Here is a 26,573-nt window from a genome sequence, read left to right on the forward strand (position 1 = left end):
GGTGGGCACCTACCGGCAATCAATGGGCACCCACCCAGAAGCGGCCTTATTCGGCCGGCACGCCCATTTCCTTCAGCAGCTCGGGCGCCGGGTAGACCTTGGCCAGCAGCCAGCGCAGGTAGCGCATGTCCACGTGCACGGCACGCTTGAAGCGCGGGTCGAACCACCAGCTGGCGCTGACCGATTCCCAGTTGCTGTCGAAGTTCAGGCCGATCAGTTCGCCCTTGGCATTGAGCACCGGCGAGCCGGAGTTGCCGCCGGTGGTGTCCAGGTTGGTCAGGAAGTTGACCGTCTGGGTCTTCAGCGCCGGGTCGGCGGTGCTGCCGAAATCGCCCTTGGCGATGGCGGCCAGCAGCGGCTTCGGTGCATCGAACGGGTAGGCGTTGGTGTTCTTTTCGACGATGCCGGCCACGGTGGTCACCGGCGAATAGGTCACGCCGTCACGCGGATGCAGCGCCTCCACCTTGCCGTAGCTGATGCGCAGGGTGCGGTTGGCATCCGGGTACACCGCGCGGCCCTGCTTGGCACGCCAGGCGAACAGCGCCTGCATGTAGGCCGGGCGCAGGCGCAGCTGCTCGCCTTCGCGGGTCTTGCTCTCGTTCTCGATGCGCAGCTGCGCGGCCACCAGCGGGCCGGCCACGGCCACCAGCGGATCGGCGGCCAGGGCCTTGCCTTCGCGGGCGGCGGCGAAGCGCGAAAGGCGCTGGGCCTCGTCACCCAGCTGGGTGCCGGTGTACAGGCCATCCAGGGCCTTGGCCAGCTCGGCCGGGGTACGGCCGAAGGCGGCGTCGAACTCGGCCACGCGCTGCGCGTCCGGCAGCTGCTGGTAGCGGGTCAGCAGGCGGGTCAGCAGGGCCTTCTCGACCTCCGGTGCGTAGCGGCGCTGCACCTGCTTGAGCACGCCCTCGATCATCGCCTGGTCGCGCTGCTGGTAGCCGGTCTCGCGCTGCGCATCCGGCTTGGCCGATTCGATGCGCAGGCGTTCCAGCAGCAGGGCCGAGCGCAGCAGCTGGGTCTGCGCGGCCATCTGGTCCAGCAGCAGGTCACGCTCGCCCACCGCCGCGCCCTGCGACAGGTTGGCCAGCAGCGCCTTGATGTCGGCCTGGTACTTGCGGTCGGTGGCGGCCAGCATGGCGGTTTCGTCGGCAGCGCGCTGGGCCTTGGCATCGCTGCGCAGCAGGCCTTCCAGCTCGCCGGCGGCGCGCTTGCGGTTGTTCTTCAGCGACTGCAGCTGCGAGGCGTAGCGGGTGCGTGCCTGCGCATCGTTGGCGCTGGCCGCCTCGATGGTATCGATCATCTGCTGGAACACCGAGACCCGGCGCGGCAGCACGGTGTCGATCTGGCCGGCGAATTCGGCCGCGGTGCGGTGGCGGTAGGTGATGCCCGGGTAACCGGCCAGCATCGCGTAGTCGCCTTCCTTCGGGCCTTCCACCGACATCTGCAGGTGCGCCGGCGCCTGGTAGGGCACGTTGTCCTTGCTGTAGGCGGCCGGCTTGCCGTCCTTGCCGACGTAGGCGCGCAGCAGGGTGAAATCGCCGGTGTGGCGCGGCCACATGAAGTTGTCGATCTCGTCGCCGTAGTTGCCGATGGCGCGCGGCGGTGCGTACACCAGGCGCACGTCGCTCAGCTCCAGCTGGGCAATGCGGTAGAAATCGGTGCCGTAGTACATGTTGGCCACCGAGCAGCGCACGCTGCCGTCCTTCTCGCACTCGGCCACGATCTGCTTGCTGGCCGCATCGACGGCGTCGAAGTAGGCGCGGCCGGTCTTGCCGCGGGCCTGGGCCAGCACCTGGTCGGTCACCTTGTCGAAGCCGACGGTGACCAGCACGCGGAAGTCCGGGTTGGCCGGGCGCTCGTCGGCGCGGCCCTGGGCGATGAAACCGCCGTTGATGAGGTCGTGCTCGGGCGAGCTGTTGTACTGGATCACGCCCATCGCCACGTGGTGGTTGGTCAGCAGCAGGCCATCGGCGGAAACGAACGAGGCGGTGCCACCACCGGCACGCACCACCGCGCTCAGCGGCGGCGCGGTGACGTTGGCCAGCTCGGCCGGGTTGCCCTTGAAGCCGGCCGCCTGCAGCGGCTTGGCCAGCTCCGGCAGCTGGGTCGGCATCCACATGCCTTCATCGGCGTGGGCGCCTGCAGCGAGGGTCAGGCCCAGGGCCAGGGCGGCAGGAAGGGTTTTACGGGCAGGCATCGGCATTTCCGGCAGTACAGAACAGCCCGGGACCATAGCCGCTGGGGGCGGATGGGGCAACGGCCGATGGTTGGGGGTGGCGCGTTCATCGGCCGCTCGTCCAGCCTACAATCGGCGCTCCATCACATGCAGTCAGGGAAGCAGCATGATCGTCGGTATCGACCTGGGCACCACCCATTCGCTGGTGGGCATCTACGAGGCTGGCGGCGGGCGGCTGTTCCCCAATGCACACGGCGAGCTGCTGACGCCCTCGGTGGTCAGCCTGGCCGATGGCGCGGTGCTGGTCGGGCAACCGGCGCGCGACCGCCTGGTCAGCCATCCGGCGCACAGCGTGGCGAACTTCAAGCGCTGGATGGGCACCGACCGGCAGACCCGCCTGGGCGACCGCAGCTTCCGCCCCGAGGAACTGTCGGCACTGGTGCTGCGCTCGCTGCTGGCCGATGCCGAGGCCGCGCTCGGGCAGAAGGTGGAGGAGGCGGTGATCAGCGTGCCGGCGTACTTCTCCGATGCGCAGCGCAAGGCAACGCGCAGCGCCGGCGAACTGGCCGGCATCCGCGTCGAGCGCCTGATCAACGAGCCCACGGCAGCAGCACTGGCCTATGGCCTGCAGCAGCGCGAGGGCGAAGGCCGCGTGCTGGTGCTGGACCTGGGCGGCGGCACCTTCGATGTCTCGATCCTGGAGCTGTTCGACGGGGTGGTCGAAGTCCATGCCAGTGCCGGTGACAATTTCCTGGGCGGCGAGGATTTCTCGCGCGTGCTGCTGGACGCCCTGCTGGCCGACCAGCGGCTGGACCTGGCCACGCTGGCCGCCAGCGAGAAGGCGCAGCTGCTGCGGCATCTGGAACTGTTCAAGCGCGAACTGAGCCACAGCGGCAGCAGCACGCTGGAGCTGGCGCTGGGCGAGCGCCAACTGCACTGGTCGCTGGACGAGGCGGCATTCGCCCGGCTGTGCGATCCCCTGCTGCAGCGCATGCGCGGCCCGATCGAGCGCGCCATCCGCGATGCACGGCTGCAGCCGGACGCACTGGACGACATCGTGCTGGTGGGCGGCGCGGTACGCATGCCGATGGTCAGCCGCCTGGTCACCCGCATGTTCGGCCGGCTGCCCCTGCGCCATATCCACCCGGACCATGCCATCGCCCTGGGTGCCACCGTCGCCGCCGGCCTGAAGGGTCGCGACGAGGCCCTGCGCGAAGTGGTGCTGACCGATGTCTGCCCCTACACGCTGGGCACCCAGGTGTCGCGCCGCACCGCCGACGGGCAGTCGCGCGGAGGCTATTTCCACCCGATCATCCAGCGCAACAGCGTGGTGCCGGTCAGCCGCGAGGATCGCTTCTTCCCCATCCAGGAGCAGCAGCGCGAAGTGGTGATCGACATCTACCAGGGCGAAAGCCCGACCGTGGACCGCAACATCAAGCTGGGCGAGCTGCGCGTGCCGCTCACCCATCGCGGGCCGCTGGAGGAACGCGGCGTCACCACCCGCTTCACCTACGACATCAACGGCCTGCTGCAGGTGGAAGTCACCGAGGACGCCAGCGGCCTGCGCCATGAGCTGATCCTGGAGCAGAACCCAGGCCTGCTGTCGCCCACCGAGATCCAGCAGCGCCTGGCCGCCCTGCAGGGCCTGAAGATCCACCCGCGCGACACCCAGCAGAACCTGGCCGTGGTGGCCCGCGCCGAGCGACTGTACGAGGAGTTCATCCACCACCGCGACACGCTGCAGGGCTGGCTGATGCAGTTCCGCCATGCCCTGGACGGCCAGGACCTGCACCACATCGAGCAGCAGCGCCGCGAGCTGTCCCAGGCGCTGGACATGCTGGAGCGCGATGCATGAGCTGGGGCCTGGAGGTGCTGGCGCTGGACGAGGACGCCGACGAGCGCACGATCAAGCGCGCCTACGCGCAGCGCCTGCGGGTGACCCGCCCCGACGATGACCCGGCCGCGTTCCAGCAGCTGCATGAGGCCTACCAGGCCGCGCTTGCATGGGTGCAGCAGCGGCCGGTGCCATTGGAAGCAGCAAGCGCCGCCAGCGCCCACGTAGCCAGCGGACCCGAACCCGCGCTCGAACCTGCGCCTGCGCCCGCGCCTGCGGACAGGGCGTTCGCCGATGCCCCACCCCCGCCCCCACAGACCGTGGACGTGGCCGCCAGCGCGCACGGCATCCTGACCCGGGCCTTGCAGCTGGAGGTGGGCCCGCTGCGCGACTGGCTGGCGCAGCAGCCCGAGCTGTGGTCGCTGTACAGCAAGCCTGCCATCGGCGAGGCGGTGCTGGCCCAGCTGTGCAACCACGTCCCGCCGCTGTCGATGGGCATCAGCGAGGTGCTTGTCGAGACCTTCGGCTGGAATGATCTGCACAGCGGCATCGACCCCTATGCGCTGCACGCGCACCGCCTGCAGATGCATCGCAGCTGGGTGGTGCAGCCGCGCAACCATGGGCGACTGGCCGAGCTGCTGCGGCAGAACGGGCTGCCTTCCACCATCACCGGCGCGCGCGACCACCTGGCCTGGTTGTCACGCCCGTGGAAGGCCTGGCAGGCCCTGCTGACGTCGCTGCCGCCGATGCGGGGGCGCGACCTCAACCGCACGCTGGACGTGCTGTGCATCGACGATGCCACCGATGCACCCGCACCGTTGCGCGCGCAGCAGGTCGATTTCTGGCTGCGCATCGGCCAGCGCGACCGCATGAGCGTGGTGCGCGGCCTGCAGGGCCTGCTGCGTGGCATCGCCAGTGGCCTCGCCCTGTCGGCGCTGATCCTGGGGTATGGCGTGCTGAAGAGCAGCGAGCCTGACGCATGGCCCATGCAGCGTTTCGCCGAGCTTGCACTGTGGGCGCTGCTCGCGCTGACCGTGTCGGGTGCGCTGGCACCGCCGCTGCACACGCTGCTGCGCTGGCAGAGCAGCGATGAACCCGCCGCACCACGCGGGCGCTACCCGCGCCTGCTGCTGATTCCGCTGCTGGCGGTGATGGCGGTGGTGCTGATCCACGTCCTGGACCTGCGCGTGGCCGGCACGGCGGTGGCGTGGTCGGCGCTGGTGCTGGCCCTGGTGCGCTTCTGGAAGCGCAGCCGCCTGGAAGTGCATTTCAACGGCTGGCTGCTGCTGGCCGCGCTGCCGCTGCTGAAGCTGACGGTCATGATGGTGGTGGTGGCCGAACTGGCCCTGGTCGCCACGCTCGTGCTCTGGCTGTGGGATGGCTGGCGCAATGTGCGGGGCCAGTGGGCATGACTGATTGGATGCAACGGCTGGGGCTGGACGCCGACGCCGACGAACGCGCCATCAAGCGCGCCTATGCCAGGCAGCTGCGGGTCACCCGGCCCGAAGATGATCCGGTGGCGTTCCAGCAGCTGCACGAGGCTTACCAGGCCGCGTTGGCGCAGCTGGCCGGCGATGTGGCACCGCCCGCGGACAGCGCGCCGCAGGCGTCGACACACGAGGTGGACCACGATGCCGTTGCCGCGCAGCTGGTCGAGGTGGCCGCACAGGGCGATGACGCGCTCCTGCGGCAGACCCTGCAGCAGCAACCGGAGCTGTGGTCGCTGCACGGCAAGCGTCTCATTGGCCAGGCCGTACTGCAGCACCTGGTGAACAACGAACCCGCCCTGCCACGCACGCGCTTCGACGTGCTCGGTGAATGCTTCGGCTGGGATGACCCGGTACGGGGCTGGGACATGCACTGGCTGGATGCCGTGGCACGCCGCTGCGAACAGCGCTGGCTGCTGTCGCCGGACGGTGCGGGTGCGCTGGCGGTCCGCTACTCAGGCATCAGCGACACCCTGCTGGTGCCCGGCAGCGATGTGCTGCCCAGCCTGCGCGAACCGCGCCCGGCCTGGCGCAACCTGCTGAGCACCCTGCCGCCGTCGCGCGCACACCAGGCGATCAACCTGCTGGCGGCGCTGGGCTACTGGCACGACCTGCGCCTGCCACCGGGCCTGGATGCCGGGCAGGTGGCGTTCTGGTCACGCTTCGGGCGCGAGGACGACGCCATCCATTGGCAGGCCGGCGGCCTGCGCACGTTGCTGGTGGCACTGGCCCTGGGGCTGCTCTGCACCTGGGGCGTGGTCGCCAGCTGGCCGCTGCCCGCCTCGTCCGATGGCCTGCTGGACGGAGGCCAGCGCGCGGCACTGCTCATCGCGGTTGCGGTGCTGCTGGCCCCGGTGCTGTGGCTCAGCTCCATGGTGCTGCGTGCGATCGTGCGCTGGCAGTCGCTGCCGGAGCACGCTGCAACGGTCCTGCCGGGGCTGCGCATCCTGGCCATTCCGCTGGCGGTCGCCGCGGTGATGGGGGCGTTCCACCTCGCACTGCGCAGCACCACCGAGGTTCCCTTCACCGCGCTGCCCGTGCTGCTGGTGGCCAGCGCCGTGGTGCTGCGCATGGCCCGCCAGCGCTTCGTGAAGCGCTGCGCGCCGGCCGGGGAGGAAGCCGGCGGCGCAGGCACGTTGATCGCCATCCTGCTGATCGTGCCCGCGCTGGTGGTGGCCCTGGTCTACTGGGCCAAGGACCTGCACGCCCACCGCGACCAGCTGCGCTGGTTCAACCGTTGATCGCAGCCGGCGACGGGGTCATTTCTCGCGGCGCCAGTTCAGCGAGCCGCGGTTTTCCACCGTGCTCGATTCCACTTCCACGTCGAAGCCGCGGCGCAGCAGGTACTTCAGGGTCAGCACCGAACCGGCGCCCACCATCGACACGCCGTAGCCGACGTACAGCTTGGGCGAGATGTACTTGCCGAAGCCGATCACCGAACCGCCCAGCGCGCGCGACTGGCTCACGCCGGCATCGTCCAGGCCCAGCTTGGCGCCCAGCTGCGAGGCCAGCAGGCCGCTGCCGGCCGACAGCGCCGCCGAGGCCGCGGTGACCTGCTGGGTCTGGTCGGTGCTGGCATTGGTCAGGCTGCGGCCCAGCACCAGGTAGGCCAGCGCTTCGGACTGCGACATCGCCGGGTCCGACCAGACATCCGCGCGCGGCTGCTGCGCGCGCCCGGTCACGTCGATGCCGGCGGTGACATCACCGATGCGGCGTTCGGCGCGGATGTTGATGCGCGGATCGGAGACGGCGTTGTAGTTCCAGTTGAGGTTGCCGCGGGTGATGGTCAGGTCCTGGCCATAGGCCTTGTACCGGCCGCTCACCTCAAGCCCGCCATTGGCGGTCATCTCGCGGCCGGGCTTGGCCCACACCTGCATCTTGCCGGTCAGCCCGCCCTTCAGGCCGAAGCCGGTCATCTTCACCTTGTCGCCCAGGCTCACCGTCAGGTCCATGTCCAGCGGCGAGGTACGCGACTCCTCCGGGTCGGCCGGGTCCAGCACCACCACGTCCTCGGACACCGAGGTGCCGCGGTCCAGGCGCTCCAGGTCGATATCGGCCTCGGGCACGTTGACGGTGCCGCGCAGCTCCATCGCCGCCTTGGCCAGGGTGAAGTCGAGATCGGGGTTGGCGACGATGCGCAGTTCGCTGGTGTTGGACACCAGCACGTTCTCGCCATGGATCTTCAGCTGCAGCGGCTGTGCATCGCCGAACCAGGACAGGCCACCGTCGACATACAGCGTGCCCTGGCCCGAATTGGCCTGCGCGGTGATCTTGGCCGAGCCATCGGGCTGGGCCACGAAGCTGCCCTTGCCCTGGTCGAAGGTCAGGCCCAGCGCCGGGAACTCGCCCTTGAAGTTGCTCAGCGTGGCATCGCCGCCCAGCGAAGGCTGGCCGCGCGTGCCGCGCAGGCTCACGTGGCCTTCGATCAAGCCGGTGGGGCGCACGATGTCCGGCGAGAACAGCTCCAGCCAGTACAGCCGCGACATGTTGAGGTAAAGCTCGCCGTTCAACGGCGCGCTGGCTTCCCAGCCGGTCTGCATCTTCGCATCGACGAAGCCGTTGCCCTGGAAGCCCAGGCCCAGGTAGCCCTTGATGCTGGCCGGGGTCATGTCCAGCTTCAGCGAGAACTGGTCATAGCGCACCAGTTCGCCGCGGGTGCTGTCGGTGCCGGCGTTGCGGATCTCGCCAAGGCGCACGCCGCCTTCCTTCGAGCGCACTTCCACGTGGCCTTCCCAGGCATTGCCGCGCGGGCGGATCTGCGCGTCCAGGCTGACATCGCCACGCAGGTAGATGCGGCGGCCCGACTGCGGCGGCAGCCACGGCTGCACCAGCGACAGCGGCAGCGCATCACTGCGCACCACCACGCCCTCGCGCGGCCAGTTGGCCTGCGCGCAGAGCGCGCCACCGCCGGTGGTGGCCAGGCAGGCTTCGGACAGCGTGTAGTTGCTGCCGTTGATGGCGAAGGTCGCCGGTGCCCGCAGCGACCACGCATCGCCCTTCATCGGTGCGATGCGCAGCGCGGCCAGTTCACCGCGCCACTGCGTGCCCTGCTGGCGCACGCTGCCCTGCAGGTCGATCGCGCCCATCTCGTTGCGCGTCTGTGCGGCCAGGCGCAGGTTGGAAACACTGCCCTGCGCATCCACGTTCAATCGCTCCAGCAGCATGCCCGCGTTGACCTGCTGGCCCTGCACGGCCAGCGTGCCGCTGTCGCCACGCCACGGCAGGTGGCCCTTGATGCTCAGGCTTTCGGCGCCGTAGCCATCCCAGTTGAGGTTGTTGCCGACCAGGTCGGCGGTGATGTCCGGCGCATCGCGCGGGCCCTTCACCTGCACCTGGCCGCGCAGGCCGCCATCGGCGCCGGGCAGCAGGTCGCTCAGCTGCAGCGGCTCGAAGCGTGCGTCGATGTCCAGGCGGTCACCCACCTTGCCCGACGCGGTCACCCGGCTGCTGCCCACGGTCAGCTTCAGCTCGCCCTGGCCCTGTTCGCCCTGCAGGGCGAACTTGCCCTGCGCGTCGACGTTGCGCTGGCGCAGCGTGCCCTTCAGCGACGGCAGGTCCACCGTCGCCTGCAGCGTGCCGGTGGTACCGGCCGGTGCATTGGCCGGCGGCGGCAGCTGCTGGCCCTTGGACGCAAGATTGCCGGACAGCCGCCCATTCCAGCCCGGCACGAAATAGCCCGGGTCGAAGTCCTTCAGCGTCGCCTTGGCATCCCAGTCCAGCTGCGGCGACCAGGCCACCTGGCCTTCCACCTGCAGCTGCCCGCCCGGGGTCTGTGCCTGCAGCTGGTGGATCTGCGCGGCCTTGTCGTTGCCACGCACGTCGAAGCGCAGCTGTGCCTTCTGTTCCTCGCGCTGCACGTCGGCACGGCCGATCGCGGCCCAGGCCTGCAGCGTGCCGGCCAGGCCGAAGCGCGCTTCCTTCAGCGTCACCGGCATCGGTGCGCTGCCGGCGGTGTTCGGGTCCGGCGCCGGCACCCAGGTCAGGTTCTGCGCGATCACCGAGAAATTGAGCTTCTGCTGGTCTTCCTGGCTGAAATCAGCGGTGCCTTGCAGGCGTGCTTCGCCGCCCAGGCCCTTCACCACCAACGGCGAGACCTTCAGCACCTGGTCCTGCAGCGAAACCACCGACGGCGCCAGCTCCAGTTCCTGCTCGCCCTGCTTCACCCGGCCGTGCAGGTTGGCGTTGCCGCCCTTGCCCGAGGCGGTGAAATCCAGTGCCAGCGGCGCGATGCCTGAGGTCGCCAGCGCCGGCGACAGCAGTGCCAGGTCCAGCTCGTCGCTGCGGACCGTGGCATTCCAGGTCGGGTCGGTGCGGCCGTCGAACACCAGCATCGCCTTCAGCGGCTGCGGTGCACGGCCGGCCACGGCCACTTCCATGTGCGCCAGGTCGCCACGCGCCACCAGGCCCAGGGTCGCGGCGGTGCGTCCACGCGGTGCCGGCAGCACGGCCGTCACGGTCACGTCGGTGTCGTAATCCTTGGCCGGGATGTAGCGGCCCTGCGCGGTGAAATCGCCCATGTCGCTGGCCACGACCAGCTGCCGGGCCTGGAATTCACCGTTGGCGATCTCGATGCCGCCGCGCACGCGGCTGATGTCGATCACCGGTTCGTTGGCCTGGCTGATGCGGAACCCATCGATGGCGATGACATCGGCCTGGATCGCCAGCGGCATCTCGATCTGCGGCAGCGAATCGGGCCACGACGGCAGCTTGAACGGCTCATCGCTCTTGGCCAGGTTGAGCGTGGCGTTGGTCAGTTCCAGCTTGTCCAGCTGCAGCTTGCGGCCCAGCAGCGGGCGCAGGTCCGGCTCCAGGTGCGCGCGTTCGGCGTGGAAGTGGATGTCGTCGTAGCGGAAATCGACGTTGTACAGGGTCAGCGGCCCGGCCACCGGGCCGTCCGCTTTGTCCCAGGTGAAGCTGGCGCCCACCGGCAGGCGCGCCACCACCTGGGCCAGCAGCACATCGCGGCCGGCCACGGTCTGCAGCAGCCAGTACACGGCCAGCAGTGCCAGCAGCACCAGGCCGATCACGCCCACGCCCGACCATGCCCAGAAACGGCGGCGGCGGTAGAAACGCACGCGCGGCGGCGGCGGAGTGCGGGTGTCCGGGGTCTGCGCGCTCACAGGTCCGCTCCGATGTTCAGGTACAGCTGGAACTGCGAATCAGGGTTGTTCAGGCCGTGCGCGATGTCCACGCGCACCGGCCCCACCGGCGATTTCCAGCGCACGCCGAAGCCCACGCCGGTATGCAGGTCGATGGTGTTGTCGAACGCGCTGCCGGTGTCGACGAACACCGCCGCACCCCACGGGCCGCCCTTGAAGTAATGCTCGTACTCGGCCGAGCCGACCACCAGGTTCTTCGCGCCGAGCGCGTACTTGTCCGGGGCCGGCGTACGCGGGCCCACTTCACGGAAGGCGTAGCCGCGGATGCTGCGGTCGCCACCGGCGAAGTAGCGCAGACTCGGCGGCATCGCCACCAGGTCACTGGTCCAGGTGGTACCGCCTTCGCCGCGCAGGATCAGGCGATCGCTCTGGCCCACCGGGATGTACCAGCGCAGCACCGCGTTGGCCTGCACGAAGCTGGTATCCGAACCGGCGCCCTCGATGCCGCCGCGCAGGGTGGCGGTGCCGCTGATGCCGCTGCGCGGGAACAGCGGATCGTCGACGTTGACGTAGTCGGCAACCAGCTGCGGGTAGACCAGTGTCGAAGTGTTGTAGACCGCATTGGTGAACTCGGTGCCCGAGGCGTAGCGCCAGCGCTCGCGCAGGGCGTTCATCGAGGCGATGGCGGTCCAGTTCTCGTTGATCTGCCCGCTGCGGCTGGCGATCAGCTTGAAGTTGCGCAGGTCGATGTAGTCGGTCTGCTCGTCGTAGGCACTGGCGGTGAACCCGTACCAGCCATCGAGCCACTTGAACGCCGGCACGCGGTAGGTGCTGGTCAGGCTCTTGCGCTTCTGCGCATAGTCCAGCTGGGTGTTCATCTTGTGGCCGCGGCTGTTCACGTAGCGCCGCTCGATGCCGCCGCGCACACCCGCGCCACTCTCGCTGCCGTAGCTCAGGCCCGAGGTGTAGATGGTGCGCTTGGCCCGGGTCAGCTTCACGTCCACCGGCACTTCGCCGTTCTCATCGGCCTGGTCGGGCCGCGGCTGGATGTCGATCACGCTGAAGTAATCGAGCTTGGTCAGCGACTCGCGCAGGCGGTCCAGCTTGCCTTCGTGGAAGTAGCTGCCCTGTTCCCAGTACACCAGCGGGTCGAACAGCTTGTCGACGAAGTAGTCCTGCTCGAACGTCACCGGGCCCATGTTGTAGCGGCGGCCGCTGTCCCAGGTCAGGTCGATGTCGGCAGCGTTTTCCGCGCGGGTGACCTGCACCTGGCGCTGGGTGTAGTCGGCATCGAAGTAGCCACGCTCGGCCAGGCGCCGGGTGATGGTGATCTTGCTGGCTTCGTACTGGGTGTGTTCGAAGCGCTGGCCCTTGCGCGGCTTGAATGCGGCCAGGTCGTCCTGCAGGTACTGGTCGTACATGGCAGGGCCGGTGATGTCGATGTGCTCGCGGCGCACCCGCACCGGCTCGCCCTTCTCCACCCGGATATGCACCTGCACGCGCTCGTCCTGGCGGGGCGCTTCCACGGTGATCACCGGGTTGTAGTAGCCAAACGGCTCCAGCGCCTCGCGGGTCTGCCGCTCGGCCTGCGACAGCAGGTATTCCAGCCGCGACTCGCCCTGTTCCTTGCCGATGGTGTCGTACAGCGTCAGCGATTCCTGGATGTTCTCGATGATCGCGGCGTCGTCGCCCTTGTCCAATCCCTTGATGTCCACCTTGTCGATGGTGCCGCGCGCATGGGCCACGGACGTGGTGGCCAGGGTCAGGACCATCAGCGGGAGGGCGTATTTCTTTGGCTGCATGCGGCACAGCATACCGACCGCGCGTGACGATGCGAAATGCAGCGCACGAATGGGGATCGGTTGTTAAGTTGCAGTCAAGATGCGCAACTTTATGCGCGCCATCTGCACGATATGGGTAGCGCCGGGCCATGCCCGGCGAGCGCACAGCGCGGCCGCACGAAAAGCCGCCGGCCAGCGGCCGGCACTACCCACCCATCCACGCCAAGCGTGCCCTTGCCTGGTAGATCCACGCCATGCGTGGATAGGCGCACCCCGATCAGCTCGACAGGTGCTCGATCGCCGCCACCTTGCCCAGGCGCTCGCCCAGCATCGTCAGCAGCGCCAGGCGGTTGCCACGCAGGGCCGGGTCTTCGGCATTGACCATCACGCCATCGAAGAACGCATCGACCTGCGGGCGCAGGCGGGCCAGGCGCGCCAGCACGGCCACGTAGTCCTTCTGGTGCAGGCTGGCGCCGGTGTCGTCGATGGCCGCGGTGACCGCTTCGGCCAGCGCGCGCTCGGCGTCTTCCTGCAGCAGCGATGCGTCGATCTGGCCCGGAATGTCGCCTTCGGCCTTGCGCAGGATGTTGCGGATGCGCTTGTTGGCCGCGGCCAGCGCCTCGGCTTCCGGCAACGCGGCAAACGTGCCGATTGCGTCAAGGCGGCGGTCGAAGTCATACAGCGAGGCCGGCTTCAGCTCGGCCACCGCGTTGAAGTGCGTGGCCGGCACGCCCTTGTCGCTGTAGTAGCCCTTCAGGCGGTCGAGGATGAAGTCGTACAGCTCAGCCACGTCGGCCTGCACGTTGCGCGCGGCCAGGCCGGCGTTGGCGCTGGCCAGCAGCGCGCGCAGGTCCAGCTCGAAGCCGCTCTCGATGATCGTGCGGGCCAGGCCCAGCGCGTTGCGGCGCAGGGCGAACGGATCCTTGTTGCCGGTCGGCTTCAGGCCCGCGGCAAAGCCGCCGGCCAGCGTATCGACGCGTTCAGCAATCGCCAGCACCTTGCCCAGCACCGACAGGGCGATGTCATCGCCACCGAAGCGCGGCTGGTAGGCCTCGTCGATGGCCAGCGCCACCTCCGGCGATTCGCCACCGGCCACGGCGTAGTGGCGGCCGGCGATGCCCTGCAGTTCCGGGAACTCATTGACCATGCGCGACTGCAGGTCGTTCTTGGCCAGCTGGGCGGCACGCTTGGCCAGCACCGGGTCGGCACCGACCTGCGCCGCGATCACTTCGGCCAGCGCCGACACGCGCGCCACCTTGTCGGCCACGCTGCCCAGCTTGGCCTGGTAGGTCACCGTCTTCAGGCCCTCGCCCATCGATTCCAGGCCCTGCTTCAGGTCTTCATCGAAGAAGAACTTGGCATCGGCGAAGCGCGGGCGGATCACGCGCTCGTAGCCCTTGGCCACTTCGGCCACGTCCTTCGATTCGATGTTGGCGATGCCGATGAACTTCTCGGTCAGCTTGCCGCTGTCATCCAGCACCGGGAAGAACTTCTGGTTGATCTCCATCGTCTCGATCAGCGCTTCCTGCGGCACGGCCAGGAACGCGCGCTCGAAGCTGCACAGCACCGCCGCCGGCCACTCGACCAGGTTCACCACCTGCTCCAGGTTGTCCTCGGTGATGCGGGCGCTGCCACCGGCCTGGCCGGCAGCGGCCTCGACCTCGGCCACGATGCGCTCGCGGCGCTCGGCCGGGTCGACCAGCACCTTGGCCGCGCGCAGCGATTCGACGTAATCCTGCGGCTGGCTCAGCCACACGGTCTTGTCATGGTGGAAGCGGTGGCCGCGGCTCATGCGGTCGGCCTTCAGGCCGAACAGCTCGGCGTCCACCACATCGTTGCCGTGCAGCAGCACCAGCCAGTGCGCCGGGCGGGCGAAGCCCCAGTCGTGGTCGCCCCAGCGCATCGGCTTGGGAATCGGCATCGCAGCGATGGCCTCGCGCAGGATCTCCGGCAGCAGCGCAGCGGTGCGCGCACCCGGGCTCACCGCACGGTGCACGAAGCGCTCACCCTTGTTGTCGCTGGTCTTTTCCAGCGCGGTCCAGTCGATCCCGGCCTTGGCGGCGAAGCCCTGCAGGGCCTTGGTCGGCTGGCCTTCGGCGTCCAGTGCGATGTTCAGGTACGGGCCCAGCACTTCACTGCGCTGTTCCGGCTGTTCCAGGCCGACGCCGGGCAGCAGCACGGCCAGGCGGCGCGGCGTCGACAGCGGGCGGGCATCGCCCAGTTCCAGTTCAACGCCACGCTTGCGCAGGCCGTCGACAACGCCATCGAAGAAGGCCTGGGCCAGGCCCGGCAGCGCCTTGACCGGCAGCTCCTCGGTGCCCAGTTCGATCAGCAGGGGGGACAGTTGGCTCATCGTTTCAATCCTGTGGTGGGGGCGCAGCGCGCGACGCGGCCGGCGCCCCGGGGCAATGGGGTGATGAAAAGCAGCGAGGCCGTCAGGCCTTCTTCGCGCCCGGGAAGCCCAGCTTCTCGCGCTGCTCGTAGTAGGCCTTGGCCACCGCCTGGGCCAGCGCACGCACGCGCAGGATGTAGCGCTGGCGTTCGGTCACGCTGATCGCGCGGCGCGCATCGAGCAGGTTGAAGGTATGGCTGGCCTTCATCACCTGTTCGTAGGCCGGCAGCGGCAGGTTCACTTCCACCAGCTTCTGCGCCTCGCGCTCGCACGCGTCGAAGCGGTGGAACATTTCTTCCACGTCGGCGTGTTCGAAGTTGTAGGTGCTCTGCTCCACCTCGTTCTGGTGGTAGACGTCGCCGTAGGTCACCGGCTGGCCATCCGGGCCGTAGGTCCAGACCAGGTCGTAGACGTTGTCGCAGTTCTGCAGGTACATGCACAGGCGCTCGAGACCGTAGGTGATCTCGCCCAGCACCGGGCGGCATTCCAGGCCACCGGCCTGCTGGAAGTAGGTGAACTGGGTCACCTCCATGCCGTTGAGCCAGACTTCCCAGCCCAGGCCCCAGGCGCCCAGCGTCGGCGATTCCCAGTTGTCCTCGACGAAGCGCAGGTCATGCACCAGCGGGTCGATGCCCAGTGCCTTCAGCGAATCCAGGTACAGCTGCTGGATGTTGTCCGGCGCCGGCTTCATCGCCACCTGGTACTGGTAGTAGCGCTGCAGGCGGTTCGGGTTCTCGCCGTAGCGGCCGTCGGTGGGGCGGCGCGAAGGCTGCACGTAGGCCGCGTTCCAGCCTTCCGGGCCGATCGCACGCAGGAAGGTGGCCGGGTGGAACGTACCGGCGCCCACCTCCAGGTCGAGCGGCTGGATGAGCACGCAGCCCTGCTGGGCCCAGAACTGGTTCAGGGTCTGGATCAGGCCCTGGAAGGTGATCGGAACGGTCGGGGTCGCGGACATGCGGACGATTCTTGGCCGGCAGAGGGGTGCGCTAGTATAACGGCCGACCTGCGGGGCATTCCGTACCCGGGAGGAGCAGGCAGATGGAACACCGGCTGCCGGCAGGCACGCCCGGGGCACCGCCCCCGTTGCCGCCAGGGCGCCTGCAGTTCGAGCAGGTGGCCGCTGCCGCACTGGCCGATGGCCTGATCGCCGAGCGTGACCGCGACCGCGTGCGCTTTTCGGCACAGGGCGCGCGCAACGCCAGCGAAGTGCACCCGCTGGTGCTGCTGTCCAACCTCAAGCTGGCCGCCAGCGAGGGCGGCGAGCTGAACCTGGAACGCCTGACCGAATGGCTGGCCCGGCGCACCGGCTGCCGCTACCTGCGCATCGACCCGACCCGCGTCGACGTCGCCTCGGTCACCGCCGTGGCCTCGCACGCCTATGCCCGCCGCCACCGTTTCCTGCCGCTGGCGGTGGATGCCGAGCGCGTGCTGGTGGCCACCAGCGAGCCGCTGGCCCAGGAATGGCGCCGCGACCTGCAGCACCTGACCCGGCGCCAGATCGAGCTGGCGATGGTCAATCCGCTCGACCTGCACCGCTACACGATGGAGTTCTTCGGGGTCACGCGCTCGGTGCGCGGGGCCCGCGGCGACGTGCGCGGCGAAGCCAACACCACCCTGCCCAGCTTCGAGCAGCTGGTCGAGCTCGGCCGGGCCGGTGACGTCAACGCCGATGACCAGCACATCGTCCACATCGTCGACTGGCTGCTGCAGTACGCCTACGAACAACGCGCCTCGGACATCCACCTGGAGCCGCGCCGCGAGATGGGGCGCATGCGCTTCCGCATCGATGGCGTGCTGCACAAGGTGTTCGAGGTGCCGCCAGCGGTGATGACCGCCGTGGTCAGCCGCATCAAGGTGCTCGGCCGCATGGACCTGGCCGAGCGCCGGCGCCCCCAGGACGGCCGCATCAAGACCCGTTCGCCCGGTGGCCGCGAAGTCGAAATGCGCCTGTCGACCATGCCCACCGCCTTCGGCGAGAAGTGCGTGATGCGCATCTTCGATCCGGACGCGGCCTTCAAGAGCATCGACCAGCTCGGCTTCAGCCCGCAGGAGGCCGCCGGCTGGAGCGCCCTGGTCGAGCGCCCGCACGGCATCGTGCTGGTCACCGGCCCCACCGGTTCGGGCAAGACCACCACCCTGTATTCCACCCTGAAGCGGCTGGCCACGCCGGACGTGAACGTGTGCACGGTGGAGGACCCGATCGAGATGATCTCGCCGGAGTTCAACCAGATGCAGGTGCAGGCCAACATCGACCTGGACTTCGCCAGCGGCGTGCGCACCCTGCTGCGGCAGGACCCGGACATCATCATGATCGGCGAGATCCGCGACCTGGAGACCGCGCAGATGGCGGTGCAGGCCTCGCTGACCGGCCATCTGGTGCTGTCCACGCTGCACACCAACGATGCGGCCTCGGCCATCACCCGCCTGCTCGACATCGGCGTGCCGCATTACCTGCTGGCCAGCACCATCAACGGCATCCTGGCCCAGCGCCTGGTGCGTACCCTGTGCCCGCACTGCAAGCAGCCGCACACCCTCGGGCCCTCCGATTGGGCGGTGCTGGCTGATAGCCATGCTGCATATCCAGATGCCGCCACGCCCTGTCGGCCGGTCGGTTGCCTGGAGTGCCGGCGCACCGGTTTCCTCGGCCGCATCGGCCTGTATGAGTTGCTGCCATTGGGTTCGCGGCTGCGCAGGCTGATCCGCGCGGACATGGATCTGGCCACGTTCGGCCGTGCCGCACAGGCTGAAGGACTGCGAACCCTGCGCCAGGCGGGGCTTGAAAAGGTGGCGCAGGGGCTGACTACAATCGAGGAAGTCCTGTCAGTCCTGCCGCCCCCGGATGAATCCAGCACCGTTCCTGATCCTTGAAACCGGCCGCCCGGTGCCGTCCCTGCGGCGCTACGGCCGTTTTCCGCACTGGATCCGCGTCGCCGCCGGGCTGGAAGAACACGAAACGGTGGTGGTCGACGTCGAGCACGGCGACCACCTGCCCGACGCCCGCGCCTTTGCCGGCGTGCTGGTGACCGGCTCGGCCGCCTACGTCACCGATCAGGCCGAGTGGAGCGAGCGCAGCGCCGCCTGGCTGCGCCAGGTGGCCCACGATGGCCTGCCGGTGTTTGGCATCTGCTACGGCCACCAGCTGCTGGCGCATGCGCTCGGCGGCGAAGTGGCCTACAACCCGGCCGGGCGCGAGTCGGGCACGATCGAACTGGCGCTGGACCCGGCCGCCGCCGAGGATCCCCTGTTCGGCGGCCTGCCCAGCCACTTCCCGGCCCACGCCACCCACCTGCAGACCGTGCTGCGCGCACCGGAGGGCGCCGCCGTGCTGGCGCGCTCGCCGCTGGATGGCTGCCACGCCTTCCGCTGGGGCCGCCAGGCCTGGGGCGTGCAGTTCCACCCCGAGTTCGCCACCCACCACATGCGTGGCTACATCCGCGCCCGCGCCGACTGCATCGGCCGCCACGGCGGCTGCGCACGCAGCATCGAGCGCGCGGTCAGCGCCGCGCCCCTGGCCCGCCAGCTGTTGCGCCGCTTCGTCCGCCAGGCCCGGTCTTCAGGTGCGGCCGGCGCAAAACAGGGATAATCCGCGACAGTGGGGCCGCGTGCCCTCCACCTGATCCCTTCGGATGTCCATGAAAGAGATTCGCAAACTGCCAGCTTCATCGGGCGCCCAATGGTTGCTGGACACTTTCACCATGTACGGTCGCGCGCCGCTGCAGCTGGCACGGCTCGGCCTCCTCGGAATGGCTGTCACCTGGCTGGCAACCCTGCTGGCGGTGCTGTTGCCCAGCGTCATCGGCCTGGTGGTACAGGTCCTGTCACTGGCCATCGCACCACTGCTGATCGGCGGAATGCTGTACGCCGTGGGCGAGATCGACCATGGTCGCGAGGCAACGGCGTCGCACCTGCTGCAGCCGATCCGCAACCACCGCGTCAGCCACCTGCTGGTGCCGATGGCGATCTACGCGCTGGCCATCATCCTGCTGGGCGCACTGCTGTACTTCATGATCGGCGCCGAAGGCTTCAAGGCCTTTGGTGATGTCTGGGGACAGATGCAGGAAGTGGCCAGGAGTGGCCAGCCCATGAGCGAACAGCAGACCATGGCGCTGATGGCCGACCTGCCAGTCAAGCGCATCCTGCTGTGGCTGGTGCTGGTGACCGTCGCGCTGGTGGCGCTGGTGATGGCCATGTTCACCCAGCCGGCACTGGTGGTGTTCGACCGGCAGAGCGGCATGCACGCGCTGCGCCTGAGCCTGCAGGGCTGCATCGAGAACATCGGCGCGGTGCTGGTGTTCAGCGTACTGGGCCTGATCACCCTGTTCTTCGCCTACCTCGGCCTCACCATCCTCACCGCCATCGCGATATACGTGGCTGGGCCGATGTTCGCTGCATTCGTCGGCCAGGTCATCACCTATACGGTGTTCCTGCCGCTGTACATGGGCGCGATCTACGCGGCCTGGAAGCAGATGTTCGCGCACCGCGGCCGCGTGCAGGAAACAGCCGACACCGGCAGCGACGTCTTCCACGCCTGACCTGCACCTGGGTAGATCCACGCCATGCGTGGATGAAACGGACCAACGCGCAACGCCGGGCCATGCCCGGCGTTCCCGTTTCAGGCTGCGGGCTTCTTCACCACTGAAGACGGCACCAGCCAGCGCGCGGCGTGGATGCCCAGCTCGTACAGCAGGCACATCGGGATCGCCAGCATCAGCTGCGACACCACGTCCGGCGGGGTCAGCACCGCCGCCAGCACGAAGATGCCGACGATCGCGTAGCCACGGCCTTCCTTGAACTGCTGCGGCGTCACCCAGCCCAGCAGCACCAGGATCACCATCGCCACCGGCAGCTCGAAGCTGCCACCGAAGGCGAAGAAGATCGCCAGCACGAAGTCCAGGTAGGCGTTCGCATCCGGGGTGATCGCGATCACTTCCGGGCTGAAGGTGGTGAGGAAGTGGAACACCGCCGGCAGCACCAGGAAGTAGGCGAACGCACAGCCGGTGTAGAACAGCAGCACCGACGACACCAGCAGCGGCACCGCCAGGCGCTTCTCGCGCGCGTACAGGCCCGGTGCGACGAAGGCCCACAGCTGGTACAGCAGCCACGGCACGGCCACGAACAGGGCGACGAAGCAGGTCAGCTTCAGCGGCGCGAAGAAGGCACCGGCCGGGTTGGTGGCGATCATCGTCTGCCCGTTCGGCAGCTGCGACACCAGCGGTTCGGCCAGCGTGTTGTAAAGCTTCTGGGTGAACGGCAGCAGGCCCAGCAGCACCACGCCAAAGCCCAGCAGTGCGCGGATCAGGCGCGCGCGCAGTTCAACCAGGTGCTCGACCAGCGAGCTTTCGCCGAAATCATGTTCGCTCATGGCTGGCGCTCCGGCGGAACGGGCGCATCGGCCACGGGGTGGGTGGGCGCATCCGCGGAAACGTCGGTAGAGGTGGGCGGCATCGAACCGCTGTCCTGCGCCGCTGCGGGCACTGCGGGGTCTTCGGCCAGGTGCGGCGGCGTCTGCGCCGGGGCCGGCGCGCGCACTTCCCGGGCCAGGTCATCGCCCTGCTGCTGTGCTTCGCTCACCTCACGGCGCACCGCTTCGCCGCTGGCACGCAGCTGGTTCTCGGTGTCCTGCATGCCCTGCCGCACGTCCTGCATGTGCCGCTTGATCTCCTCGGCCTGCAGTTCGCGCTCCAGTTCCTGCTTCACCGAATCCCACTGGTTGCGGGCGCGACGCACCCACAGGCCAGCGAAGCGGGCCGCCTTGGGCAGGCGCTCGGGACCGAGCACCACCAGGGCGACCACTGCAATCACCAGCAGTTCGCTGAAACCAATATCAAACACCGCAACCGCTCCGGATCAACGCGCGTTGCGGTCGTGCTCGTCCTGCGCGGTGCGCGAGGCGTCCTGGCTGCGCGACTCGTCGCCCAGCTGCGCCGACGGCTTGTCGTCGTCGCGCATGCCCTTCTTGAATTCCTTCACCGCCGAGCCGAGATCCTTGGCGCCACTGGTCAGCCGCTTGGTGCCGAACACCAACAGAACCACGGCCAGGACAATCAACCAATGCCAGATGCTCAAACCGCCCATAAAGACGCTCGTTACGTAGTGATCAGGCTGTCGAGCATAGCGCACCGGCTGTAAGCCGGCGCGCGTGACGAAAGTCAGTTGCCGCCCAGCGTCTCGGTACGGATCTCACCGTCGCCGACCGGCTGGAAACCCTGCTGCTGCGGCGGCGGGGTCTGCGGCATGTTCTGCAGCGGCGCGGTGGTCGCTTCGGCCGGGGCCGGGACCGGTACCTGAACAGGCGCCTGGACCGGCGGCGGCGGGGCACTGGCCGTGCTGCCGTTGCCGGTGCGGTTGTTGCGGGCGGCGTAGGTCGCCTCTTCCAGGCGGTCACGGAAGGCGACCACATCCATCGACGGCGCACCGGCGGCTCGCCCTTCGAAGATCATCCGCGGCGTGGTGTTGCCGCCGTAGGCATCGAGGTTGGCGGCATCGTCGATCTGCAGGACCGCGCCATCCAGGGCGACGCCGGCGAACAGGCCGCGGGCACGCGACCACGACCAGATCTCGGCCTTCAGCTGGCCATCGGTGGCGGCGGCGGCGTTGCGGCCCACCGGACCGGCGGCCACGCCGGCATCGGCGCCCAGGGTGAACTTGCCGTTGACCAGGTTGTCCAGGCTGCGGTCGTTGCGGAACACCAGCACCACGTCGGAGGACTGCACGCCGGCCTGGAAGCCGATGCTGCCGCCGGTGAGCTTGATGAACACCGGGTTCGACCACGCGCCATTGGGCATGCGCACCGACATCAGGCCGTGGCCACGGCGACCGCCGATGACCAGACCGGCCTTGATCGTGTCGGGAATGACGATGACCGCGCGGCCTTCGTCGAGCAATTTGTCCGGAATGCCCTGCTCGGGAATTTCCTGGATTTCAGCCAGCACACGCACCGCGTTGCGGGCGCGCTGGTCTTCCTGCGGTCCGGCCATGGCCTGGCTGGACAGCAGGCTGGCGGCGATCAGCAGGGCTTGGATCGGGCGACGCATGGCGGGCTCCAGAAGTCAGTCCATAGGAAGATATAGCAAGTGACTGAAATTAGTAGCGTTGTCATGAATATCCAATGAGCGCGGCCCATTCGGATAAACCCCCTGCATCGACACGATCCAAACCCTGCATCCCGGCGCGGCGCCGGATCGGCGACAATATCGACCATGCTCGACGCACCCGATACCGCCGTGCTGGCGGTCAACCTAGGCACGCCCGAGACGCCGACGGCTCCCGCCGTACGCCGTTACCTGGCTGAATTCCTGTCCGACCCCCGCGTGGTCTCGATTCCGGCGCTGCTCTGGCAGCCGCTGCTGCGCGGGTTGATCCTGCCGTTGCGCAGCGGCCGTTCAGCGGCGAAGTACGCCCTGGTGTGGCTGCCGGAAGGCTCGCCGCTGATGGTGCATACCCGCCGCCTGGCCGAAGCCATGCAGGCGCTGCTGCCCAATCTGCGGGTGCGCCATGCCATGCGCTACGGCGCGCCCGCGCTCACCGCCGAGCTCGACCGCCTGGCCGCCGAAGGCGTGCGCCGCATCGTCGTGCTGCCGCTGTACCCGCAGTATTCGACCACCACCACCGCGTCGATCGAAGACCGCGTCGATGCGTGGCAGCGCCGCCATCCCGGCATCACCATCAGCCTGGTGCAGGATTACTCGATCGACCCGGACTGGGTCGCCGCCGTCGCCGGCTCCATCCAGCGCTACTGGCAGCAGCACGGCCGTGGCCAGAAGCTGGTGTTCTCCTTCCACGGCATCCCGCAGCGGCTGGCCGATGCCGGCGATCCGTACCCGCAGCGCTGCGAAGCCAGCGCGCAGGCCATCGCCAACGCACTGGGGCTGGCTGCCGATGAGTGGCAGCTCGGCTACCAGTCGCGCTTCGGCCGCGAACGCTGGCTGCAGCCCTACGCCGAGCCGAGCCTGTGGGCGCTGGCCGAAGCGGGCGTGAAGCAGATCGACGTGGTCTGCCCGGGCTTTGCCACCGACTGCCTGGAAACGCTGGAAGAAGTGGCGATGGGCTTCACCGAAACCCTGGCCGAGCGCGGCGCGCAGATGCGCTACATTCCCTGCCTCAACGCCGAACCCGAACACGCCCGTGCCCTGGCACGCCTCGCCGTGGCATCGCTGGCATGAGCCTGCAACCGTTCGCGATGGACGTGGCCGGTGCGCGCGTGGCGGGTCTGCGCGGCGGCCCTGCCGGTGGCACCCGCGTGCTGGCCTTGCATGGCTGGTTGGACAACGCCGCCAGCTTCGTGCCGCTGGCCCCGCACCTGCCCGATCTGGACCTGGTGGCCATCGACCTGCCTGGTCACGGCCACAGCGCACACCTGCCGGCGGGCGCGGTCTACACCACGCCGGCAGCGATCACCCACGTGCTCGATGTCGCCGACGCGCTGGGCTGGGACCGCTTCACCCTGATGGGCCATTCGATGGGTGCCGGCATCGCCAGCCTCACCGCGGCGGTCAGTGACCGGGTTGAGCGGTTGATCGCCATCGAAGCACTGGGCGGCCTGCGCGGACCGGAAGAAGAAACCGCCGACCGCCTGCGCGAGCATGTGACAGCCACCCGCGCCCTGGCCCGGAAGCAGCTGCGGGTATTCCCCGAATTGGCCGCGCCGATCCGCGCGCGGATGATGACCAACCAGCTCAGCGAGGGCTGTGCCCGCCTGCTGGTCGAGCGCGGCGTCGAGCCGGTCGAAGGCGGCTACCGCTGGTGCAGCGATCCGCGGCTGATGCTGCCCACCGCCATCCGCCTCAGCGAAGGGCAGATCGACAACCTGCTGCAGGCCATCGCCTGCCCCACCCAGGTCATCTACGCCACGCCGGCACAGTCCTACTATCCCGAGCCGGGTCGCAGCCAGCGCCTGCAGCACCTGCGCGATGGCCGCCTGGCCGTGTTCCCGGGCAACCACCACCTGCACATGGAACAGCCGGCGCAGATCGCCGAGGTCATCAACGGCTTCCTCGCCCGTTGATGGCGATGCTCCAACGCAACGGCGGCTGAGCGAGGACGGCCGCGCGCGCTTCACTCCACGCGCGCACGGCCGATAGAACAGTTGCGGGCCCCTGCGCCCGCTGTACGCGGGCCCGGTCGGGCCTGCGGCTGTTCGTGGTCCTGCAAGGAAGCCCGCATGCCTGTCTGTCCGCACCGCCGCCCACAGGATGTGGCCCCGGCGCCTGCCATCCGCACCTTTTCCCCCTGCGCAATCCTGGCCCTGCCATCGCCACGCCGTCGTGCGTGCCGGTACGCGGGGCCGTTGCCGTTCGTTGATCCAGGAGTCGTCGATGTCCGTTGCATCCCCCCGCCCGCCCGACCAGGACCGCCTTCCCTACCTGCAGCAACTGGCACGGCGCGGTGACCGCCGCCTGCTGCTGGGCAGCGCTGCCATGGCCCTGCTCGGGCTTGGCGCTGCATTGAGTGGCCACGGCGGCCTGGCCGGCGTGCTGGCGGCGGCCGTGCTGGTGCCCGCCGCGTGGCTGGGCGGCCCGCACGCGGGCAGGGCGCTGGCCCGCAACGGCCTGGCCGTGATCGTTGCCACCCAGCTGGTACTGCTCTGCCACCTCGGTGGTCTCAACCCGGCCTTGCCGATCGGCCTGCTGCTGGCCGCGCTGCTCGGCCACCGTGATCGCCCGCCGCTGTGGTCGGCCGGCGGGGTCGGGGTGATCGCCCTGCTGCTGCCGCTGCTGCAGGGCGCGGCGATACTGCCGGCCGTGCTGCACGCCGCAGCGCTGGCCGCGCTGGCCATCGTGCTCGGGCAGACCGCAACACGCCTGCGCCAGCAGAGCGAAGCGCTCGGCCATGGCCCGAAGCGACTGGCTGCGCTGGCCCGCGCCATCGCCACCGGCGCCGATCTGTCCGCGCACAGCAACGTGCGGGAGTACGCCGCAGGTTCGCTCGCCCATGCACTGGCCGATACCGCCCGCCACGTGCAGGCGCAGCGGGAGCGGCAGGCACAGGCGCATGCGGACAACGCGCAGATCCGCCAGGCATTGGATGTCTCGCGCACGGCGATGATGATCGCCGACAACGACCACGTGATCCGCTACGTGAACCGTTCGGTGGTGGCCCTTCTGCGCAACCAGCAGGCGACGCTGAGCCAGGCCTTCCCCGATTTCGATGCCGAGCAGCTGGTCGGCAGCAGCATCCATCGTTTCCACGCCAACCCCGAGCGCATCCGCGCCATCCTCAACGGCCTGCAGGTCACCCACAACGGCAAGATCCAGATCGGGCCGGTGCATTTCGCCCAGGTCGTCACCCCGGTGTTCGATGCCCAGGGCACCCGGCTCGGCTTTGCCGTGGAATGGCATGACCGCACCCATGAGCTGACGCTGGAAAACGCCGTGGCCGGCATCGTCGCGGCCGCGGCCGCCGGCGACCTCGAACAGCGCCTGCAGGCCAGCGAGGGGGCCAGCTTCCTGGATGGCCTGACCGGTGGCATCAACCAGTTGATGGCTACGGTGGGTGGCACGGTCGAAGAGGTTCGACAGATGCTGGCCGCACTGGCCCGCGGTGAGCTGGACCGGCGCATGGAAGGCGAGTACCACGGCGCCTTCGCTGCCATCCAGCGCGATGCCAACGCCACCGCGACCCAGCTGGCGCGCATGGTCGGCCGCATCCAGCGCAGTGCCGGGGCCATCCGTGGCGCCGCGAGCGAGATCGCCGCCGGCAACGATGCCCTGTCCGAGCGCAGCGAGCGCCAGGCCGCGCATCTGCAGGAAACCGCGGCGTCGATGGAGGAGCTGACTGCCACCGTGCGGCAGAACGCCAGCCATGCACGCCAGGCCAGTGATCTGGCCGCGACCACACAGGACGCGGCGAACGACGGCAACCAGGCGATGCAGCGGGTGGTCGACACCATGCAGGCCATCGAAGCAGCGTCGCGGCGCATCGGTGACATCACCGGCGTGATTGATGGCATCGCCTTCCAGACGAACATCCTGGCCCTGAACGCCGCCGTCGAAGCTGCCCGTGCCGGGGAACAGGGGCGTGGCTTCGCCGTGGTGGCCAGTGAGGTCCGCGTGCTCGCCCAGCGCTCGGCGGCGGCCGCGCAGGAGATCAAGAAACTGATCGACGAAGCCGGCCGTGAAGTGGGGGCCGGCGCGCAGCTGGTGGCCGATGCCGGGCAGCGCATGCAGGGCATCGTGGGCGGCGTGCAGAGCGTGAGTGCGTTGATGCAGGAGATTTCCGCTGCTTCGCAGGAGCAGTCCAGCGGCATCGAGCAGATCAACCAGACGGTCGTGCAGATGGACCAGGCGACGCAGCAGAATGCGGCCCTGGTGGAGGAAGCCACTGCCGCCGCACGCGAGCTGCAGCTGCAGGCGGGCACGTTGAGTGAAGCGGTGGCGGTGTTCCGCCAGCAGGCAACGCGGGACGTGGCGCTGGCCTGAGGCCCCGCAGTTGCGATGGGCAGGTGCCAACCCTGGTTGGCACCTTTGCCTTTCGCGGACGCGGTTGCCGCGCCTGTGCTTGTGCCTGCGCCGGCCAACGGCCGGCACTACCGCGTTGCGTGGATCTATATAGGGCTACCCCATCTACGCGCACCGGTGCTCTGGTCGATGCCAACCTTGGTTGGCACCGCCGTTCCTGCAGGCGCGGACGCCGCGCCTGTGCCGGCCAGCGGCCGGTACTAGCGGTGTTGCTCCGTGCAGTTCATGGGTGCGGCGTGATCAATCACGCGCAAAGAAAAAACCCCGCTGCGTAAGCAGCGGGGTTTTTGGGTATAAACCCTGGCGATGACCTACTCTCGCATGGCTTGAGCCACACTACCATCGGCGCAG

At 68.9% G+C, this 26,573-nt stretch carries 18 protein-coding genes; 9 read left to right on the forward strand and 9 right to left on the reverse strand.

The window, feature by feature from the left end:
- Window positions 1-46: 46 nt before the first annotated feature.
- The gene (locus tag QMZ26_RS08230) at window positions 47-2,194 is read right to left on the reverse strand and encodes a S46 family peptidase (RefSeq protein ID WP_283221153.1); all 2,148 of its coding nucleotides are present in this window, start codon (window positions 2,192-2,194) and stop codon (window positions 47-49) included.
- A gap of 145 nt (window positions 2,195-2,339) precedes the next feature.
- On the opposite strand from QMZ26_RS08230, the gene QMZ26_RS08235 reads away from it, so the two are divergent.
- The 3 genes from QMZ26_RS08235 to QMZ26_RS08245 are packed head-to-tail and all read left to right on the forward strand — an operon-like array spanning window position 2,340 to window position 6,735.
- Window positions 2,340-4,028, forward strand: coding sequence for a molecular chaperone HscC (locus tag QMZ26_RS08235; RefSeq protein WP_200733598.1), 1,689 nt, complete (start codon window positions 2,340-2,342; stop codon window positions 4,026-4,028).
- Window positions 4,025-5,419 (forward strand): hypothetical protein, encoded by a 1,395-nt coding sequence (locus QMZ26_RS08240; RefSeq protein ID WP_283221154.1) that lies wholly within the window; start codon window positions 4,025-4,027, stop codon window positions 5,417-5,419. Before QMZ26_RS08235 ends, QMZ26_RS08240 begins: the two co-directional genes overlap by 4 nt.
- The gene (locus QMZ26_RS08245; RefSeq protein ID WP_283221155.1) at window positions 5,416-6,735 is read left to right on the forward strand and encodes a J domain-containing protein; all 1,320 of its coding nucleotides are present in this window, start codon (window positions 5,416-5,418) and stop codon (window positions 6,733-6,735) included. The genes QMZ26_RS08240 and QMZ26_RS08245 overlap by 4 nt, the downstream gene beginning before the upstream one ends.
- An 18-nt stretch (window positions 6,736-6,753) precedes the next feature.
- On the opposite strand, the gene QMZ26_RS08250 is transcribed toward QMZ26_RS08245, so the two are convergent.
- The 4 genes from QMZ26_RS08250 to glyQ all read right to left on the reverse strand — a co-directional run bounded on the left by QMZ26_RS08250 (window position 6,754) and on the right by glyQ (window position 15,721).
- Window positions 6,754-10,614, reverse strand: a complete 3,861-nt coding sequence (locus QMZ26_RS08250; RefSeq protein WP_283221156.1) for a translocation/assembly module TamB domain-containing protein — start codon at window positions 10,612-10,614, stop codon at window positions 6,754-6,756.
- Entirely contained in the window at window positions 10,611-12,407 is a 1,797-nt protein-coding gene (locus QMZ26_RS08255; protein ID WP_108759262.1) for an autotransporter assembly complex family protein, read from the reverse strand. The genes QMZ26_RS08250 and QMZ26_RS08255 overlap by 4 nt, the downstream gene beginning before the upstream one ends.
- Before the next feature lie 244 nt (window positions 12,408-12,651).
- Entirely contained in the window at window positions 12,652-14,727 is a 2,076-nt protein-coding gene (gene glyS / locus QMZ26_RS08260; RefSeq protein ID WP_079224356.1) for a glycine--tRNA ligase subunit beta, read from the reverse strand.
- Between the two features lie 82 nt (window positions 14,728-14,809).
- Window positions 14,810-15,721, reverse strand: coding sequence for a glycine--tRNA ligase subunit alpha (glyQ, locus tag QMZ26_RS08265; RefSeq protein WP_079224358.1), 912 nt, complete (start codon window positions 15,719-15,721; stop codon window positions 14,810-14,812).
- An 83-nt stretch (window positions 15,722-15,804) separates the two neighbouring features.
- Here glyQ and QMZ26_RS08270 point away from each other — a divergent pair, with 83 nt between their 5' ends.
- The 3 genes from QMZ26_RS08270 to QMZ26_RS08280 are packed head-to-tail and all read left to right on the forward strand — an operon-like array spanning window position 15,805 to window position 19,298.
- Window positions 15,805-17,634: a GspE/PulE family protein gene (locus QMZ26_RS08270; RefSeq protein ID WP_283221157.1), complete on the forward strand. Its 1,830-nt coding sequence runs from the start codon at window positions 15,805-15,807 to the stop codon at window positions 17,632-17,634.
- Window positions 17,606-18,349: a glutamine amidotransferase gene (locus tag QMZ26_RS08275; RefSeq protein ID WP_200733591.1), complete on the forward strand. Its 744-nt coding sequence runs from the start codon at window positions 17,606-17,608 to the stop codon at window positions 18,347-18,349. Before QMZ26_RS08270 ends, QMZ26_RS08275 begins: the two co-directional genes overlap by 29 nt.
- A 49-nt stretch (window positions 18,350-18,398) precedes the next feature.
- The gene (locus QMZ26_RS08280) at window positions 18,399-19,298 is read left to right on the forward strand and encodes a BPSS1780 family membrane protein (protein WP_079225434.1); all 900 of its coding nucleotides are present in this window, start codon (window positions 18,399-18,401) and stop codon (window positions 19,296-19,298) included.
- Window positions 19,299-19,378: 80 nt separating this feature from the next.
- Here QMZ26_RS08280 and tatC read toward each other — a convergent pair whose 3' ends face one another.
- The 4 genes from tatC to QMZ26_RS08300 all read right to left on the reverse strand — a co-directional run bounded on the left by tatC (window position 19,379) and on the right by QMZ26_RS08300 (window position 21,800).
- A complete protein-coding gene (gene tatC, locus QMZ26_RS08285; protein WP_079224364.1) occupies window positions 19,379-20,128 on the reverse strand; it encodes a twin-arginine translocase subunit TatC in 750 nt (249 codons plus the stop codon).
- Window positions 20,125-20,598 carry a Sec-independent protein translocase protein TatB gene (tatB, locus tag QMZ26_RS08290; RefSeq protein WP_283221158.1) on the reverse strand — a complete coding sequence of 158 codons (474 nt, stop codon included), beginning with the start codon at window positions 20,596-20,598 and terminating at the stop codon, window positions 20,125-20,127. The genes tatC and tatB overlap by 4 nt, the downstream gene beginning before the upstream one ends.
- A 15-nt stretch (window positions 20,599-20,613) precedes the next feature.
- The gene (gene tatA, locus QMZ26_RS08295) at window positions 20,614-20,841 is read right to left on the reverse strand and encodes a Sec-independent protein translocase subunit TatA (RefSeq protein ID WP_108759268.1); all 228 of its coding nucleotides are present in this window, start codon (window positions 20,839-20,841) and stop codon (window positions 20,614-20,616) included.
- Between the two features lie 74 nt (window positions 20,842-20,915).
- The gene (locus QMZ26_RS08300) at window positions 20,916-21,800 is read right to left on the reverse strand and encodes a YSC84-related protein (RefSeq protein WP_283221159.1); all 885 of its coding nucleotides are present in this window, start codon (window positions 21,798-21,800) and stop codon (window positions 20,916-20,918) included.
- Window positions 21,801-21,965: 165 nt separating this feature from the next.
- Here QMZ26_RS08300 and hemH point away from each other — a divergent pair, with 165 nt between their 5' ends.
- The 3 genes from hemH (at window position 21,966) to QMZ26_RS08315 (ending at window position 26,183) form a co-directional block, all read left to right on the forward strand.
- A complete protein-coding gene (hemH, locus tag QMZ26_RS08305; RefSeq protein ID WP_283221160.1) occupies window positions 21,966-22,928 on the forward strand; it encodes a ferrochelatase in 963 nt (320 codons plus the stop codon).
- Entirely contained in the window at window positions 22,925-23,770 is an 846-nt protein-coding gene (locus QMZ26_RS08310) for an alpha/beta hydrolase (protein ID WP_283221161.1), read from the forward strand. The genes hemH and QMZ26_RS08310 overlap by 4 nt, the downstream gene beginning before the upstream one ends.
- 310 nt (window positions 23,771-24,080) lie before the next feature.
- A complete protein-coding gene (locus QMZ26_RS08315) occupies window positions 24,081-26,183 on the forward strand; it encodes a methyl-accepting chemotaxis protein (RefSeq protein WP_283221162.1) in 2,103 nt (700 codons plus the stop codon).
- Window positions 26,184-26,573: the final 390 nt, after the last annotated feature.

Origin of the sequence: Stenotrophomonas sp. PFBMAA-4, from assembly GCF_030053215.1 — a bacterium.
Lineage (GTDB): Bacteria > Pseudomonadota > Gammaproteobacteria > Xanthomonadales > Xanthomonadaceae > Stenotrophomonas.

Bases quoted from the DNA above. Each gene is read 5' to 3' on its own strand.
- QMZ26_RS08230 (WP_283221153.1), bottom strand. From the start codon at position 2,194: ATGCCTGCCCGTAAAACCCTTCCTGCCGCCCTGGCCCTGGGCCTGACC.
- QMZ26_RS08235 (WP_200733598.1), top strand. From the start codon at position 2,340: ATGATCGTCGGTATCGACCTGGGCACCACCCATTCGCTGGTGGGCATC.
- QMZ26_RS08240 (WP_283221154.1), top strand. From the start codon at position 4,025: ATGAGCTGGGGCCTGGAGGTGCTGGCGCTGGACGAGGACGCCGACGAG.
- QMZ26_RS08245 (WP_283221155.1), top strand. From the start codon at position 5,416: ATGACTGATTGGATGCAACGGCTGGGGCTGGACGCCGACGCCGACGAA.
- QMZ26_RS08255 (WP_108759262.1), bottom strand. From the start codon at position 12,407: ATGCTGTGCCGCATGCAGCCAAAGAAATACGCCCTCCCGCTGATGGTC.
- glyS (WP_079224356.1), bottom strand. From the start codon at position 14,727: ATGAGCCAACTGTCCCCCCTGCTGATCGAACTGGGCACCGAGGAGCTG.
- glyQ (WP_079224358.1), bottom strand. From the start codon at position 15,721: ATGTCCGCGACCCCGACCGTTCCGATCACCTTCCAGGGCCTGATCCAG.
- QMZ26_RS08270 (WP_283221157.1), top strand. From the start codon at position 15,805: ATGGAACACCGGCTGCCGGCAGGCACGCCCGGGGCACCGCCCCCGTTG.
- QMZ26_RS08275 (WP_200733591.1), top strand. From the start codon at position 17,606: ATGAATCCAGCACCGTTCCTGATCCTTGAAACCGGCCGCCCGGTGCCG.
- QMZ26_RS08280 (WP_079225434.1), top strand. From the start codon at position 18,399: ATGAAAGAGATTCGCAAACTGCCAGCTTCATCGGGCGCCCAATGGTTG.
- tatC (WP_079224364.1), bottom strand. From the start codon at position 20,128: ATGAGCGAACATGATTTCGGCGAAAGCTCGCTGGTCGAGCACCTGGTT.
- tatA (WP_108759268.1), bottom strand. From the start codon at position 20,841: ATGGGCGGTTTGAGCATCTGGCATTGGTTGATTGTCCTGGCCGTGGTT.
- QMZ26_RS08300 (WP_283221159.1), bottom strand. From the start codon at position 21,800: ATGCGTCGCCCGATCCAAGCCCTGCTGATCGCCGCCAGCCTGCTGTCC.
- hemH (WP_283221160.1), top strand. From the start codon at position 21,966: ATGCTCGACGCACCCGATACCGCCGTGCTGGCGGTCAACCTAGGCACG.
- QMZ26_RS08310 (WP_283221161.1), top strand. From the start codon at position 22,925: ATGAGCCTGCAACCGTTCGCGATGGACGTGGCCGGTGCGCGCGTGGCG.
- QMZ26_RS08315 (WP_283221162.1), top strand. From the start codon at position 24,081: ATGTCCGTTGCATCCCCCCGCCCGCCCGACCAGGACCGCCTTCCCTAC.